At 42.3% G+C, this 16027-nt stretch carries 13 protein-coding genes and 1 pseudogene; 13 read left to right on the top strand and 1 reads right to left on the bottom strand.

Translation table 11 applies throughout. The annotated features are described in order from the left end of the window. Positions 1 to 259: 259 nt before the first annotated feature. The 11 genes from rpoE (at position 260) to acpS (ending at position 9332) form a co-directional block, all read left to right on the top strand. Positions 260 to 838 (top strand): RNA polymerase sigma factor RpoE, encoded by a 579-nt coding sequence (gene rpoE, locus BTN98_RS10090; protein WP_060999831.1) that lies wholly within the window; start codon positions 260 to 262, stop codon positions 836 to 838. Between the two features lie 26 nt (positions 839 to 864). Next, positions 865 to 1515: an RseA family anti-sigma factor gene (locus BTN98_RS10085; protein WP_060999828.1), complete on the top strand. Its 651-nt coding sequence runs from the start codon at positions 865 to 867 to the stop codon at positions 1513 to 1515. After that, positions 1515 to 2501: a sigma-E factor regulatory protein RseB gene (gene rseB / locus BTN98_RS10080; RefSeq protein WP_060999826.1), complete on the top strand. Its 987-nt coding sequence runs from the start codon at positions 1515 to 1517 to the stop codon at positions 2499 to 2501. The genes BTN98_RS10085 and rseB overlap by 1 nt, the downstream gene beginning before the upstream one ends. Before the next feature lie 2 nt (positions 2502 to 2503). Next, a complete protein-coding gene (locus tag BTN98_RS10075; protein WP_060999825.1) occupies positions 2504 to 3001 on the top strand; it encodes a SoxR reducing system RseC family protein in 498 nt (165 codons plus the stop codon). A 75-nt stretch (positions 3002 to 3076) separates the two neighbouring features. Then, positions 3077 to 4873 carry a translation elongation factor 4 gene (gene lepA / locus BTN98_RS10070; protein ID WP_060999823.1) on the top strand — a complete coding sequence of 599 codons (1797 nt, stop codon included), beginning with the start codon at positions 3077 to 3079 and terminating at the stop codon, positions 4871 to 4873. 145 nt (positions 4874 to 5018) lie between these two features. Next, entirely contained in the window at positions 5019 to 5918 is a 900-nt protein-coding gene (lepB, locus tag BTN98_RS10065; protein ID WP_060999821.1) for a signal peptidase I, read from the top strand. 10 nt (positions 5919 to 5928) lie between these two features. After that, entirely contained in the window at positions 5929 to 6603 is a 675-nt protein-coding gene (gene rnc / locus BTN98_RS10060; protein ID WP_060999819.1) for a ribonuclease III, read from the top strand. Next, a complete protein-coding gene (gene era, locus BTN98_RS10055) occupies positions 6600 to 7505 on the top strand; it encodes a GTPase Era (protein ID WP_060999817.1) in 906 nt (301 codons plus the stop codon). Before rnc ends, era begins: the two co-directional genes overlap by 4 nt. 5 nt (positions 7506 to 7510) lie before the next feature. Further along, a complete protein-coding gene (gene recO / locus BTN98_RS10050; RefSeq protein WP_174545293.1) occupies positions 7511 to 8224 on the top strand; it encodes a DNA repair protein RecO in 714 nt (237 codons plus the stop codon). Next, positions 8221 to 8952, top strand: coding sequence for a pyridoxine 5'-phosphate synthase (gene pdxJ, locus BTN98_RS10045; protein WP_060999814.1), 732 nt, complete (start codon positions 8221 to 8223; stop codon positions 8950 to 8952). The genes recO and pdxJ overlap by 4 nt, the downstream gene beginning before the upstream one ends. Continuing rightward, entirely contained in the window at positions 8952 to 9332 is a 381-nt protein-coding gene (acpS, locus tag BTN98_RS10040; RefSeq protein ID WP_060999812.1) for a holo-ACP synthase, read from the top strand. Before pdxJ ends, acpS begins: the two co-directional genes overlap by 1 nt. A gap of 109 nt (positions 9333 to 9441) precedes the next feature. On the opposite strand, the gene barA is transcribed toward acpS, so the two are convergent. Next, positions 9442 to 12222 carry a two-component sensor histidine kinase BarA gene (gene barA / locus BTN98_RS10035; RefSeq protein WP_060999811.1) on the bottom strand — a complete coding sequence of 927 codons (2781 nt, stop codon included), beginning with the start codon at positions 12220 to 12222 and terminating at the stop codon, positions 9442 to 9444. Positions 12223 to 12343: 121 nt separating this feature from the next. Here barA and rlmD point away from each other — a divergent pair. Together rlmD and relA are read left to right on the top strand one after the other, a co-directional pair. Next, positions 12344 to 13683: pseudogene (rlmD, locus tag BTN98_RS10030) on the top strand (23S rRNA (uracil(1939)-C(5))-methyltransferase RlmD). 48 nt (positions 13684 to 13731) lie between these two features. Then, positions 13732 to 15969: a GTP diphosphokinase gene (gene relA, locus BTN98_RS10025; RefSeq protein ID WP_060999806.1), complete on the top strand. Its 2238-nt coding sequence runs from the start codon at positions 13732 to 13734 to the stop codon at positions 15967 to 15969. Positions 15970 to 16027 lie beyond the last annotated feature (58 nt).

Here is a 16027-nt window from a genome sequence, read left to right as displayed (position 1 = left end):
TAAACAAGCATTAACGAAAGGGTAAATTATTTTATTGGCGGTGGAACTTTGCCATTATCCATCGGTCTTATGTAGTGCTCATGCTTATAAATATTTCATAAATCAGTGTTTTATTTACGGTGAGACTAACGCTTATATTGGCAGGATAATCTAAATAAACCGTTGTGTATCAATACCGAATCGATACCATTATTGGTCTATGTCGTCGTGAGATGAATGCAATATTACTAAACAGTTAGACATGGGAGTAAACGCTCGAATGAGCGAGCAGCAAACTGATCAGGTACTAATTGAGCGAGTACAGCGGGGAGATAAGCAAGCATTCAACCTTTTGGTTATTAAATACCAGAATAAAGTTTGTAACCTTGTTTCACGTTATGTTAGCAATTCTGGTGATGTGCCAGATGTCGCTCAAGAAGCGTTTATTAAAGCTTATCGCGCCTTACCAACATTTCGTGGTGAAAGTGCTTTTTATACATGGCTTTACCGTATCGCTGTTAATACAGCAAAAAATTATTTAGTTGCTCAGGGGCGTCGTCCGCCAGCATCCGATGTTGATGCTGAAGATGCGGAATATTATGAAAATGGAAATGCGCTTAAAGAAATATCGAACCCTGAGAACCAAATGTTGTCTGAAGAACTGAAGCGAGTTGTTTTTAGTACGATTGAATCACTACCTGATGATCTTAAAACAGCGATCTCATTGCGTGAACTGGATGGTCTAAGCTATGAAGAAATCGCTGAAATAATGGGATGTCCTGTAGGTACAGTTCGCTCACGTATATTCCGTGCACGAGAGACAGTTGAAAAACGTATTCGTCCTCTTATGCAACAATAATAATGTTGCACCAAACGGTGGAAAAAATGGCTGATAAAGAAAAAATTTCGGCATTGCTTGATGGCGAAGACTTGGATCAGAGTATTATCAATGCGCTGACCGTTGACAAAAATAGCGAGCAAAGCTGGCATGATTTCAACCTCATTGGTGATGTCATGCGTGGTGATGTGCCGCAATGCAAACAATGGAATATTGCAGAAAATGTCGCGTTAGCGCTAGAAGCTGAACCAGCCCATACCGGGGCTGTGGTTACTAATGTTGAGGCTGTTGTTGAGCCGATTATTATTCAAGAACAACCGACCCCATTTAAAGCGAAGCGGACATTACCCGCTTGGCTATCCCAGTTTGGTCAGGTTGCGATGGCAGCATGTGTATCATTAGCGGTGATTGTTGGTGTTCAACAATATGATGGTAATGGTAGCAACCTTACGACAACAGTTAGTAACAATGATGTGCCGGTATTACAAACGATTCCATTTACAGGTAAAGCTGAACCTGTGAGCTTAAATACTAATATGGTAGATAATAATCAGACGCCGTCTGAATCACAGTTAATGGAACAACGACGTCGAATAAATTCGATGTTACAAGATTATGAATTGCAACTTCGGTTTAACGCCGAAGACGGCAGTATCGATAATTCACGATTACATACTAATAATTCTGTGGCGGATTAATGAAAAAAATTCTGGTCGGTGCACTTGCATTGGTCAGCCTATTATTGCCACTCCAAGCCTCTGCTGAAGCGGTTAAACCTTCAACAGAGGCTTTGTTGCATCAAATGGGCCAAGCCAGTCGAGATCTTAGTTATGAGATGTCTTACATTTGGGTAAAGAAAAATAGCATTGATACCTTGCGTTATCGACATGCACTAGAGAATGGTCAAAGTTATGCGCATTTGTTGTTCCTCAGTGGTCCGCCACAAGAGGTGATTCAACGTGGTGATGAAGTCAGTTATTTTGAGCCTGGACTTGATCCTTTTACGATTAAAAGTAATAAGATGGTCGCGCCAATATTGCCATTAATGAAGGCTAATATAGATAATCTGGCTCATTTTTACGATTTCATTGCCATGGGTCGAGCACGTGAAGCGGGTGTCGCCTGTGATGTTGTTCGTATCGCACCTAAAGATGGCAATCGTTATTCTTACTTATTGTGGATAGATCAAGCGACTCACTTGGTGATGCGCGCTGATTTACTCGATCGCGATGGTGATTTATTAGAGCAATTTCGCGTGGTTTCTTTTGCGGTGAATCCTAAAGTTGCTGAAATGCTGAGTAAGCTTGATCAAGTTAAATTGCCAGCCGTGGTACAATTACCGCAACAACCGCAGAAAAAACTGCAATGGAGTGTTAATTGGTTACCAAATGGCTTTACATTAATTGCAGGTAATCGTCATCGACTGTTACTGACAGAGCGCGCCGTTGAAAGTCGCATGTACAGTGACGGTTTGTTTAGTTTTTCTGTTTATGTTTCAGATGCTGATAATTTTGTCGGTCGTGGGCAATTGGTTCGTCAAGGACGGCGGACATTAATCACTCGCGTCGATGGCAATAAAGAAATTACAGTGGTGGGTGATATTCCACCACAAACAGCACGACAAATTGCAGAAAGCGTAACCTTTGATAAAATTAAACCAGAGGTTACCCCTACGAGTAAATAATCATGATGAGAACATTAGCGACAGTGGTCGCTGTTGATAGTGGCCATATAACGGTAAGTTGTCAGCAACAAACCAGTTGTGGTCATTGTGCTTCACGCGATAGCTGCGGTACGGGAATTGTCAGTAAAGCAATGCCGGGGCGTTCTCATCTGATTACTATCGACACCAATGAAAAAATAACACTTGGACAAGTGGTTGAAATTGGTTTGTCGGAGCGTAGTATGCTCAGTTCAGCGTTGTTGGTTTATATGCTGCCATTACTATTTTTAGTCGGTGGTAGCCTACTTGGTCAGTATCTATTTGTTGATCTAGCGTCCAGTAATCAGCTCGGTGTTATTGTATCAGCCGCGGTTGCTACTACTGTCGGATTACTGATTGCGAGGCATTATGCTAAGCGATTAGATGGGGATGCAGCCTATAAACCAAGCCTTATTCGAGTGCTAGGGTTACCAATTTCAGCAGATAAGCTGATAAATGCCGCATCGAAAGATAGCGAGTAGCGTTTAAATTCGGTAGAATCCGTCAACTTGATCTTAAGATCCCATTCATTTTAATCACGAGCAGTCACGCCATTCATGAAGCACATTCGTAACTTTTCGATTATCGCACATATCGACCATGGTAAGTCGACCTTATCCGACCGTCTAATTCAAGTCTGTGGCGGCCTTTCTGATCGAGAAATGGCTGCGCAGGTTTTAGATTCAATGGATCTTGAACGCGAACGCGGTATCACCATTAAAGCCCAGAGCGTGACGCTCGATTACACGGCTAAAGATGGTGTAACTTATCAATTAAACTTTATCGACACCCCAGGACACGTTGACTTCTCGTATGAAGTATCGCGTTCACTTGCAGCCTGTGAAGGTGCATTGCTGGTGGTTGATGCGGGCCAGGGCGTAGAAGCTCAGACTTTAGCAAACTGTTACACCGCCATGGAAATGGACTTAGAAGTAGTGCCGATTTTAAATAAAATCGACCTGCCTGCAGCCGATCCTGAGCGTGTAGCTGAAGAAATTGAAGACATCGTTGGTATTGATGCTATTGATGCTGTGCGTTGTTCAGCAAAAACGGGTGTTGGTGTTGACGAAGTTTTAGAAAAAATCGTTGAAGCGATTCCAGCACCTGAAGGTGATCCGGATGCGCCACTACAAGCACTGATTATCGACTCATGGTTTGATAACTACTTAGGTGTTGTTTCTTTAGTTCGTATCAAGAATGGTAAACTAAAGAAAAATGACAAGATCAAAGTAATGACCACCGGTCAGATTTGGGGTGTGGACCGTATTGGTATTTTCACACCGAAGCAAATTGACACCACTGAGCTAAATACTGGCGAAGTTGGTTGGGTTGTTTGTGGTATTAAAGATATTTTAGGCGCACCAGTTGGTGATACTTTAACGTTAGCGAAAGGCGGTTGTGAAGCTGCATTACCTGGCTTTAAAAAAGTAAAACCGCAGGTTTATGCAGGTTTGTTCCCAGTGTCATCTGATGATTACGAGAACTTCCGAGATGCATTAGGTAAATTAAGCCTAAACGACGCGTCATTGTTTTATGAGCCAGAAAGCTCGTCTGCACTTGGTTTCGGTTTCCGCTGTGGTTTCTTGGGTATGCTCCATATGGAGATTATTCAAGAACGTCTAGAGCGTGAATATGATCTGAACTTAATTACTACTGCGCCAACGGTAGTCTATGAAGTGAAGAAAAATGACGGTACGATACTTTATGTAGATAGTCCTGCTAAATTACCGGCTGTAAACGATATTGATGTTGTCGGTGAGCCAATTGCGCGTTGTAATATTTTGGTACCAAGCGAATACTTAGGTAACGTAATTACTCTATGTATTGAAAAGCGTGGTATGCAGGTTGATATGGTTTATCACGGTAATCAAGTCGCACTGACGTATGATATTCCGATGTCAGAAGTGGTACTGGATTTCTTTGACCGTTTGAAATCAACCTCGCGTGGCTATGCATCGCTAGATTATAATTTCCAACGTTACCAAGAATCAGACATGGTACGCGTGGATATTCTGCTTAATGGTGAGCGTGTTGACGCCTTAGCAATCATTACTCACAAAGAAAACTCACAGACTCGTGGTCGTGATGTTGTTGAGAAAATGAAAGAATTTATTCCTCGTCAAATGTTTGATATTGCAATTCAAGCAGCTATTGGCGGTCATATCATTGCACGTTCAACCGTGAAGCAATTACGTAAAAACGTAATCGCGAAATGTTATGGTGGCGATATTAGCCGTAAGAAGAAGCTATTACAGAAACAAAAAGACGGTAAGAAACGTATGAAGCAGATTGGTAATGTTGAATTACCACAAGAAGCTTTCTTAGCGATTCTTCATGTGGGCAAAGATAAGTAGTAAGCTTTCTTTGTTTATAACAGTCTAGATATGATTAGAAAGTGCTTATTTAATCTGTTAAATAGCACTTTCTTTTACTTAGGCGTTTTAATTAGAGTCAATCAGCTAACGATTACGATTAGTTGTATTAAACCTAAGGAATAACATGGCAAATACATTTTCAATAATATTGGTCTTAGCGACAATTTTTACCGGTATTATTTGGGCTCTAGATAAGTTTTTATGGGCACCAAAACGACAATTAAAAATTGCAGCTGCAGCAGAAAATGCTGGTGGCCAAGTTGATGCAGAGGTACTTGCACGTGTTGCTCCTCAACCGAGTTGGGTTGAATCAGCAAGTTCAATGTTCCCTGTAATTGCATTGATCATGATATTCCGTTCATTTATTTATGAACCATTTCAAATTCCGTCAAAATCAATGCTACCAACCCTGTATGTTGGTGATTTCATTCTCGTTCAAAAGTTTGCCTATGGACTTCGAGATCCTGTTTTTGACCATAAATTTTTAAACACTGGTGAGCCTAAACGTGGTGATGTGATTGTATTCCGTTACCCGCCAAATCCAAAAATTGATTACATTAAACGTGTAGTAGGTTTACCTGGTGATATGATTCGTTACAGCGCTGACAAAAAATTATGCATTCAGCCTCAAGGCACTTCTGTTTGTAAGCCTGTTAAATTAACTGATATGAAAGACAGCGACTTTACTCAAGGTATGGCGCGTCTAATTGAGTTTAATGAACATCTTGGTGATGTGAATCATCATATTTTGATCAACCCATTGCGACGTGATAACCGTATGGCTTACGTACCTCGCCCAGGGATCGGTGAGTGGGTTGTTCCAAAAGGTGAGTATTTTGTTATGGGTGACAACCGTGACAATAGTGCTGATAGTCGTTACTGGGGGTTTGTACCAGAAGCGAATTTAGTCGGCAAGGCGGTAGCTATTTGGATGAGCTTTGATTTCGATCGCAAGCCTGATAGTTTACTTCCATCTTGGATCCCTACCGGCGTACGTTTTGATCGTATCGGTAGCATTAAATAATCGAGAGAAAATGACAACTCCAGCGAATAGGCTTCAGCGCAAGCTGGGCTACCAATTTAACAATTGTGAGTTGATGACATTAGCACTGACACACCGCAGTGCTAATGGCACCCACAATGAGCGCCTAGAATTTCTAGGCGATTCTATTTTAAGTTTTGTTGTTGCTGATGACTTATATCACCGTTTTCCTACTGTGGATGAAGGTGATATGAGCCGAATGCGTGCAACACTAGTCCGTGGTAAGACATTGGCAGAGCTAGGACGTGAGTTCGAGCTAGGCGACTACTTACTATTAGGTCCAGGTGAACTGAAAAGTGGCGGTTTCCGTCGTGATTCAATTCTGGCTGACTGTGTTGAAGCAATCATTGGCGCGGTTTATCTAGATAGTGATGTTGAGACTGTGCGTCAAGTCGTATTGGCTTGGTATAAATCACGTCTTGATACAATTGAACCTGGCATCAACCAAAAAGATCCTAAAACACGCTTGCAAGAGTGTCTTCAAGGTCGCCGTTTACCATTACCGTCGTATACTGTAATTAAGGTACAAGGTGAAGCTCATAACCAAGAATTCACCGTACAGTGTGATGTTTCAGGTATGGATGAACCTGTTATCGGTAAAGGCGGCAGTCGGCGCAAGGCAGAGCAGGCAGCAGCAGAAATTGCACTTAACCAGTTGGAATCATGACAGATAAACAACATTGTGGCTTTATTGCCATTGTTGGTCGACCGAATGTCGGTAAATCAACCTTGCTTAACCGTTTAGTGGGACAGAAGCTATCTATAACTTCTCGTAAACCACAAACCACGCGCCACCGCATTATGGGGGTAGACACACGTGACGGCTATCAAGCGGTTTATGTGGACACACCTGGATTGCACATTGAAGAAAAGCGTGTGATTAACCGTTTAATGAACCGCGCTGCAAGCAGTTCATTAACTGATGTCGAATTAGTGTTATTTCTTGTTGATGGCACTGTGTGGACTGCTGATGATGAGATGGTACTGAATAAGCTTATTAAAAGTGAGCTACCAACAGTATTGTTGATCAACAAAGTCGACAACATTAAAGAAAAGCATGAGTTATTTCCGCATTTGCAGGAACTAGCGAACAAAATGCCATTTGTTGATGTGGTGCCTATTTCTGCAAAGAAAGGTACTAACGTTGATACCATTGAAAAAATTGTTCGTGAACATTTACCTGAATGTGATTACTACTTCCCTGAAGAGTATGTAACGGATCGTTCACAACGCTTTATGGCGTCAGAAATTATTCGTGAAAAACTAATGCGCTTTACAGGTGAAGAATTACCGTATTCAGTGACAGTTGAAATCGAGCGTTTTGATTTTAACCCTGAAACCAACGGTTTTGATATCAACGGTTTGATTCTGGTTGAACGTAAAGGCCAGAAGAAAATGGTGATCGGTAAAGGCGGCGATAAAATCAAAGTCATTGGCCGTGAAGCCCGTTTAGATATGGAAGACCTATTTGAACGTAAAGTGTATTTAGAACTTTGGGTTAAAGTGAAATCAGGTTGGGCAGATGACGAACGTGCACTGCGCAGCTTAGGTTACATTGACGATCTATAAGGAACATAATGGAGGGCCTACAGCGTTGTTTCGTCCTTCATTATCGCCATTATAGTGAGACGAGCCTGATCCTTGATGTGTTTAGCGAGGATCATGGCCGTCTTACCCTACTTGCAAAAGGAGCGCGTCGTAAGCGTTCTAACCTCAAAGGAACCTTGCAGCCTTTCACGCCATTGTTTATGAAATGGAGTGGTAAAGGGAGCATGCCTGTTCTCACTCATGCTGAGCCGATCAGTATTGGGCTGCCGTTGCGCAGCTATATTTTATATTCCGCGATGTACGTTAATGAAGTGTTAGCGCGAGTATTAGAAAACCATACCCCTTATCCGGTGTTGTTTCTTGATTATTTGAATGTGTTGCGTGAGCTTGCACAAGCTAATAATCCAGAGCCCGCATTGCGTCGTTTTGAACTCGCCTTATTACATCATCTTGGTTACGGTATCGATTTTTTGCATTGTGCCGGCAGTGGGTTTGCGGTCGACGATCATATGACCTATAACTACCGCGAACAATTAGGATTTATTGCCTCAATAAAAATCAGCCAATTGACTTTTCGTGGTAATGAATTGAAAGCCATTGCTGCTCGATGTTTTGAAACCCCTGAACAACTTCGAGCTGCGAAACGCTTTACACGCATAGCCTTAAAGCCGTATCTTGGTTCAAAACCACTAAAAAGTCGGGAATTATTTATTCCTAGAGCAAGGAGCATCGGAAAATGAGTAACATTCTACTGGGTGTCAATATTGATCATATTGCAACATTACGTAATGCCCGTGGCACACGATACCCTGATCCTGTTCATGCTGCAGAAGTCGCAGAGCGTGCAGGTGCAGATGGTATTACGGTGCATTTACGTGAAGATCGTCGCCATATCAATGATCGTGACGTACGAATCTTACGCGAAACATTACAAACACGCATGAATCTAGAAATGGCCGTTACCGATGAAATGGTGGCGATTGCTTTAGAGACTCAACCTGAATATGTATGTTTAGTGCCAGAGAAGCGTGCTGAATTGACGACCGAAGGTGGCTTAGATGTTGCTGGGCAATGTGAAAAAATTACCGCAGCAACCACAGCATTAGCCGCTGTAGGGATTAAAGTGTCATTGTTTATTGATGCCGATAAACGCCAAATTGATGCAGCACTTGCAACTGGTGCACCATTTATTGAATTACATACTGGCCATTATGCCGATGCAACCACTGAAGAACAACAAGCTGCTGAGCTTGAAAAAATAGCAGTTGCTGCGACTTATGCGGCGAGTTTAGGCATTAAAGTTAATGCAGGCCACGGCTTAACCTACCATAATGTTAAAGCTATCGCCGCGTTACCTGAGCTGTATGAACTCAATATTGGTCATTCTATAATGGGACGAGCAATGTTTGATGGCCTTGAAAAAGCGGTTGCTGATATGCGTCTCTTGATGCAGGAAGCGCGTGGCTAATGGCAATTCTAGGTTTAGGGACTGATATTGTTGAAATCGAGCGGATTGAAAAAGTCCTTTCTCGTAGCGGTGATGGTTTTGCTGAACGGGTGTTATCAGCCTCTGAACTTGAACAATATTACCGGTTAAAGTTACGCGCCCGTTTTGTAGCAAAGCGCTTTGCTGTTAAAGAAGCAGCATCTAAAGCCTTGGGTACAGGTATTGCTTGCGGCGTTTCTTTTCAAGATTTTAGTGTCAGTAATGATGAACGTGGTAAGCCGATGGTGACTTTTTCAGGTCAAGCATTAGTGTTGTTAACAGCAATGGGAGGCCAACATGTGCACCTGACGATTGCTGATGAACGGCGTTATGCTGTCGCAACAGTTATTATTGAGCGTTAAGCTAAAGTTAATCGCGGTAATAAAAAAACGCTAGCTGATAAAGCTAGCGTTTTTTATAACTTTTATAACGATGGTGTGGTGCCACTATGTTGTATTAATCAGCAATAGATTAACGGCGGTATTGCTTTGAAGCTTTAACCACATTATCCATTTCATCGATCAACTCAAGCAATTCAGGCTCAATATCTTCCATGATGGCATTGGCTTTTAATTCGCTCTCAATAGTATGGCAGAGATATTTTAGCCGTGGTACGCCACTGTAAGCACAACTACCATGCAATTTATGGATTGATGGCCGCAGTTCAACAGCTTTTCCGTCCAGTGCTTCATTGACCAGTAATTCGACCTCTGGCATGTAATCAAGCAACATCTGTAACATATCTCGCGCCAGATCTTGTTTGCCTGCCGCTTGTTTTAGTGCCAGTGACCAATCAAAACTAATGCTATTATCGATAGCTTGTGGCGCAGCTAACGGGGGTTGATCCGCTTTACTAGCGACGGGAGCGATGAGCGGTGTGCCTGAATGGTGACTTGGCGTGATCCACTTCGCTAGAATCTGTTGCAAAATATGCTCTTCAATTGGCTTGGTGAGGTAATCATCCATACCTGCATCAATTAACCGCTCGCGCTCTCCAGCCATAGCATGAGCCGTAACCGCGATAATTGGCGTGGTATGGTTAAGCTGAGTTTTATGAATTTCTTGGCAAGCAGTCACGCCGTCCATTTCTGGCATTTGAATATCCATAAAGATCAGATCAAACGCTTTTTGATGGGCATACTCAACCGCTTTTTTACCACCCGTTGCGGTAATTACCGTTTCAACACGCTCACCCAGCAAGGCTGAAATTAGTTTTAAGTTAGCAGGGTTATCATCTACAGCCATCACCGTTAATGGTTGCACGGGTTCTTGTGGTGGCGCAAACACCGCTAATTCTGGTTCGTTATTTTCATCATTGTTATCACACAGCGCTTCAAATAATTTTCGTGATGCGATCGGTTTGCCAAGGCAGAGTTCGACTCCGGTATTGGTGAGTTTTTCAGACAGAGCTAGCTCGGTAGTGGGTAAGCACACCAGTACCTTGTCGGCGATTTGTTCGGCTTTGAAGACATGATCAAACAGTACTGCCGATGGTGGCTGCTCACTTGGCGATAAACACAATAATGCAAAGTCATGATGCTCAACGTCATCAGGCATGGTTGAGCGGTAAGTAACATGAACACCGGCGTTAATTAGTCGCTGCTGCACTACTGAAGCTGCCTGCATATTAGGTTCGATCAGTAATAACTTTTTACCTATTAGTGATGAAGTATCAATTAATTGTGATACTGGTAAATCGGTTTTATGCATACGAATGCTAAACCAGAAGGTTGAACCTTGATGGAGACGACTGGTTAAGCTGACTTGGCCACCCATTTGACTGACTAGTTTCTGAGTGATCACCAAGCCTAAACCTGTGCCGCCATAACGACGTGAGATGCTGGCATCAGCCTGACTAAAGGCTTGGAATAATTGTGCTTGTTGGCGCTCTGAAATACCAATACCGGTATCACGCACCATAAATTGCAGTTCAATATTATTGTCATGCTCAGATTTAAGCTCAACTGAGACATCAATATTGCCGGTTTCAGTAAATTTAACAGCATTACCAATTAAGTTGGTGACAACTTGTTGAATACGCAGTGGATCACCAATTAGGCCTGGTGGAATACGGGTATCGATTTTAAGGGTTAATTCTAAGCCTTTTTCATGCGCACTTGGTGCTAATAAGCGCATTACATCATCAAGGGCGTCAGTGAAATCAAATGGAATATTTTCCAATAATAATTTGCCGGCTTCCAGTTTTGAGAAATCCAAAATATCATTGATGATGGTAAGGAGGTTATTGGCTGAATTCTCAATCGTTAACAGATAATCTTGCTGATTGGTATTAAGCTTGGTTTTGAGCATTTGGCGAGTAAAGCCAATCACACCATTGAGAGGGGTACGTAATTCGTGCGACATATTAGCCAAGAATTCAGATTTGACCCGTGCTGCTTCTTGAGCGCGTTTTTTTGCGATATCTAACTCGACGTTTTGAATTTCAAGTTGCTCTAAGGTTTCGCGCAAATCAGACGTCGCCTGATCAATACTTTGCTGCATTTCAATATGGTATTCCGAGAGCGAGATTGCCATCGCATTGATACCGTTTTTAAGGGTATCAAGTTCACCCAATAATTGGCCTTCGATACGAATATCAAGATGTCCGCGGCGAATTCTATCAACCACACTGATCATATGAGAAATTGGGCGAGTAACATCCTGCATTAATCGATATGCAAACAGCGACGATAAACTTAAGCCAAGTAAGAGCACCATTAAGGCGGTAAACACTTCTTGATATTGTTGTAATCGTAATGAGCTTAAATCGAGCTCTATGGCAATATAGCCCAGAGGTTTCCCTAATGAGCTAACACCTGTATTGGTTCCAAATTGGCCTTCGGTCAAAATAGGGGTGCGTAAAATAAGGGTATTATCGTTGAGCTGGGTATCTAACAATCGCGGAATGGGCTTATCATCGGGATACATAAATGAGGCAAAATTGCGATGAAAGTTAGAGGTCGCAAATATTTTATTGTGATCGGTAAATACAGCAATGCTACGAATAATATCGGAATGCTTGCGATGGGTATAACCAATCAAACGTCGAATAGCCTCGCGATTTTTTTCGGTCATACCATATTCTGCCGAAATTGCTAACGGCTCAATGATACTTGTTCCGGTCGAAATCAATTGATGTTCGAGATCTTGATAGCGGTTCATGGTGAAAAAAGCGCTTAATAACAAGCCGATTATCAGTGTAGGTGCTAATGTCAGGGTAAAGACCCTGGCACGAAGTCCATATTTGGTCATGGTTCTCTTAATTACAAGCAAGCGATTCTGTGGGAGAATTAGTACCTATCTATATTCCTTGTTTAATTAAACATAGGACTATGCAACAAATACTCAATGTCTGAACGGTGAGCAAAACACTATGGCACGCTTTTTTAAGCCTCAAAAACGTAAAACTGACACCAAACATAAAGAAATTACTATTAATCGCTTAGATCACCATGGCGCTGGTATTGGTCATCTAAACGGTAAATCTGTCTTTGTCGATGGTTTACTTCCCACTGAAATCGCAGTGGTACAGTTAACGGAAGATAAAAAAATTACGCTCGTGCTAGAGTGATTAAACGCCTTTCAGACAGTAATGCCCGTATTAAACCCCATTGTGCGATCTATGACCAGTGTGGTGGCTGTAATTTGCAGCATTTATCGCATCAAGGCCAAGTGATTGCCAAACAACAAGTGCTGAGTGAGTTAATGGCAAAGTTTGCGGTCATTGATCAAGCAAACTGTATTCAACAACCACCGATTATCAGTCAAGCTTGGCATTATCGTCGTTGTGCACGGGTTGCGGTCCGTGTTGAAAATAATGGTCAGTTACAGTTTGGCTTTCGTAAAAAGCAAAGCAATGACATTGTTGATGTTAGCACGTGCCCAGTATTGGCCCAGCCATTGAATGAGCTGTTACCGCCTTTACGTGAGTTATTACAAAGCCTCAAAGGTCGCCGTTTTGTCGGTCATATTGAATTGACGCATGCAGATAATGGCTGCGTGGTGTTAATTCGCCATCTTGCCCCTTTTAACGCCGACGATAGTGCGTTAATTGAAGCCTTTGCAGTCCAACATAATATCATGCTGTTTTTAGCGCCAGAAACCGATGAACTAATCCACAGTTATGGTGACCAACCTTATTATGAGATTGAGGGACTTAAACTGACCTTTTCACCAAAAGACTTTATTCAGGTAAATGGTGATGTAAATCGCAATATGGTCGCTCAAGCTATCGAATGGCTCGATGTTCAACCTCAAGATAGGGTATTAGATTTATTCTGTGGCTTGGGTAACTTTAGCTTACCGATGGCTCAGGAGGCTAAAGCTGTTGTCGGTGTTGAAGGCATTGATGAAATGGTGTTACGTGCCACAGATAATGCTCAGGCAAATGCGCTACAAAATGCCACTTTTTATCAGGCTAATTTAGAACAAGATGTGACGAAGTTAGTGTGGGCACAAGAGCAATTTGATAAAATTTTATTAGATCCTGCGCGTGCTGGGGCTGCAGGAGTGATGGAACATGTAGTTAAGCTTGCACCAAATAAAGTGGTGTATGTTTCATGCAACCCAGCCACATTGGCGCGTGACAGCCAAGTGCTATTGCAACAAGGTTATCAATTAGAGCGTCTTGGTATGTTGGATATGTTCCCTCATACCGGGCATTTAGAATCAATGGCACTGTTTGTGAAGGTTCAAAAAAAGCAGAAAAAATAGCAACAGCAATTACATTTATTGCCATTAAATAGTAAACAGGATAGAAACATGGTCGCAGTACGTGGAGCACATCTAAAAGAAGACTCGGCATTTGAGCTCGCCTCATGGGTCGAAAGTTTACGTTTGGATGCAAAAACGTTTGGACGTTTAGAAGGAACTTACCTGCGTTGTCAGGAGCTCATTGTTGATCAGGAAAATGGTGCGCTATTGTTATGGCGTGGCCGTGAAATGGTTGAGATTCTGGTAACGCTAAGCATGGATACCGATACCTTAATATCGGCAATGCTATATCCATTAGTTGAAGCGGGTTGTTATAGCCATGAACAAGTAAAAGAAGACTACAACGCCAATATTTTGCACTTGGTGCAAGGTGTTGAGCAAATGTGTGCCATTAGCCAGCTTAAATCGACCGCAGAAGAAGCGGCGCAATCAGCACAAGTTGATAGTATTCGACGAATGTTACTCTCAATGGTTGATGATTTCCGCTGTGTGGTTATCAAGCTTGCCGAGCGTATCTGCAACTTACGTGAAGTTAAAAATGAACCTGATACTGTACGTCGCGTGGCGGCTCAAGAGTGTGCCAATATTTATGCACCGCTAGCCAATAGACTGGGTATTGGACAGTTGAAATGGGAAATTGAAGATTATGCTTTCCGTTATCAACATCCCGAAGTGTACAAACAAATAGCCAAACAGCTTTCAGAGCGCCGTATTGATCGTGAAGATTATATTACTCACTTTGTTGATGATTTATCTGATGCGATGCAAGCATCAAATATTCGTGCTGAAGTACAAGGCCGACCAAAACATATTTACAGTATTTGGCGCAAAATGCAGAAGAAGAGCTTAGAGTTTGATGAGCTTTTTGATGTGCGTGCGGTCCGTATTGTGGCGGAAGAGCTGCAAGACTGTTATGCCGCATTAGGAGTGGTACACACCAAATATCGTCATTTACCAAAAGAATTTGATGACTATGTTGCTAACCCTAAGCCTAACGGTTATCAATCTATCCATACGGTTGTGCTTGGTCCTGAAGGTAAAACCATTGAAATTCAGATTCGTACCAAGCAAATGCATGAAGAATCAGAGCTTGGTGTGGCTGCGCACTGGAAATACAAAGAAGGGCCAGCGGCCTCTGGTGGTGCTCAGTCTGCGTATGATGAAAAAATAAATTGGCTGCGTAAATTATTAGTATGGCAAGAAGAGATGTCAGATTCTGGTGAGATGCTAGATGAGCTTCGTAGCCAAGTGTTTGATGATCGTGTCTATGCCTTTACACCCAAAGGTGATGTAGTTGACTTGCCATCAAATGCGACGCCGCTAGATTTTGCTTACCATATTCACTCAGAAGTGGGACATCGCTGTATTGGTGCTAAAGTTGAAGGCCGAATTGTGCCGTTTACTTACCATTTGCAGATGGGTGATCAAGTTGAAATTATCACTCAAAAAGAACCTAATCCTTCTCGCGATTGGCTCAACCCGAATCAGGGCTTTGTGACCTCAAGTCGTGCTCGCGCAAAAGTAAATGCCTGGTTCCGTAAACAAGATCGCGATAAAAACATTATTGCAGGTAAAGAGATCCTTGAGGCTGAGCTTACGAAAATTAATGCGACCTTAAAAGATGCGCATGCTTATGCGAGTAAACGTTTTAATGTTAATTCGCCTGAAGAGTTATATGCGGGGATTGGCAGCGGTGATTTGCGTATTAACCAGATTATTAATCATATTAATGCGCTAATTAACAAACCAACCGCTGAAGAAGAAGATCAACAACTGCTAGATAAGTTGTCTGAGGCCAGTGATAAAGCCTCTCACAATAGCAAAAAACCACACCGTGATTCGGTGGTGGTCGAAGGGGTTGATAACCTAATGACCCATTTAGCGCGTTGCTGTCAGCCGATCCCTGGTGATGATATTCAAGGCTTTGTCACTCAAGGACGTGGTATTTCCGTTCACCGTCATGATTGTGAGCAACTAGAAGAACTGCGTCACCATGCACCAGAACGTATTATTGATACGGTTTGGGGCGGTGGTTTTGTTGGTAACTATACTATTACGGTGCGAGTAACAGCTTCTGAGCGTAATGGCTTACTTAAAGAACTCACCAACACCTTAATGAATGAAAAAGTTAAAGTTGCTGGCATGAAGAGCCGAGTGGATTATAAAAAGCAAATGTCGATCATGGACTTTGAACTTGAGTTAACCGATTTAGATGTACTAAGTCGCGTATTAAGTCGTATTGAGCAAGTAAAAGATGTTGCTCAAGCTAAACGTTTATACGGCTAACGATGATAGGCAACATCAACTACAGAAATAGGTAGCTTCGGCTACCTATTTTTTTATA

The organism is Photobacterium aquimaris (genome assembly GCF_002954455.1).
Taxonomy (GTDB): domain Bacteria; phylum Pseudomonadota; class Gammaproteobacteria; order Enterobacterales; family Vibrionaceae; genus Photobacterium; species Photobacterium aquimaris.
This window is presented reverse-complemented; position numbering and strand designations above follow the sequence as displayed.

Coding starts and splice junctions, on each gene's coding strand:
- rpoE (WP_060999831.1), top strand. CDS start 260: ATGAGCGAGCAGCAAACTGATCAGGTACTAATTGAGCGAGTACAGCGG.
- lepB (WP_060999821.1), top strand. CDS start 5,019: ATGGCAAATACATTTTCAATAATATTGGTCTTAGCGACAATTTTTACC.
- barA (WP_060999811.1), bottom strand. CDS start 12,222: ATGACCAAATATGGACTTCGTGCCAGGGTCTTTACCCTGACATTAGCA.
- lepA (WP_060999823.1), top strand. CDS start 3,077: ATGAAGCACATTCGTAACTTTTCGATTATCGCACATATCGACCATGGT.
- relA (WP_060999806.1), top strand. CDS start 13,732: ATGGTCGCAGTACGTGGAGCACATCTAAAAGAAGACTCGGCATTTGAG.
- rnc (WP_060999819.1), top strand. CDS start 5,929: ATGACAACTCCAGCGAATAGGCTTCAGCGCAAGCTGGGCTACCAATTT.
- BTN98_RS10075 (WP_060999825.1), top strand. CDS start 2,504: ATGATGAGAACATTAGCGACAGTGGTCGCTGTTGATAGTGGCCATATA.
- acpS (WP_060999812.1), top strand. CDS start 8,952: ATGGCAATTCTAGGTTTAGGGACTGATATTGTTGAAATCGAGCGGATT.
- era (WP_060999817.1), top strand. CDS start 6,600: ATGACAGATAAACAACATTGTGGCTTTATTGCCATTGTTGGTCGACCG.
- BTN98_RS10085 (WP_060999828.1), top strand. CDS start 865: ATGGCTGATAAAGAAAAAATTTCGGCATTGCTTGATGGCGAAGACTTG.
- pdxJ (WP_060999814.1), top strand. CDS start 8,221: ATGAGTAACATTCTACTGGGTGTCAATATTGATCATATTGCAACATTA.
- rseB (WP_060999826.1), top strand. CDS start 1,515: ATGAAAAAAATTCTGGTCGGTGCACTTGCATTGGTCAGCCTATTATTG.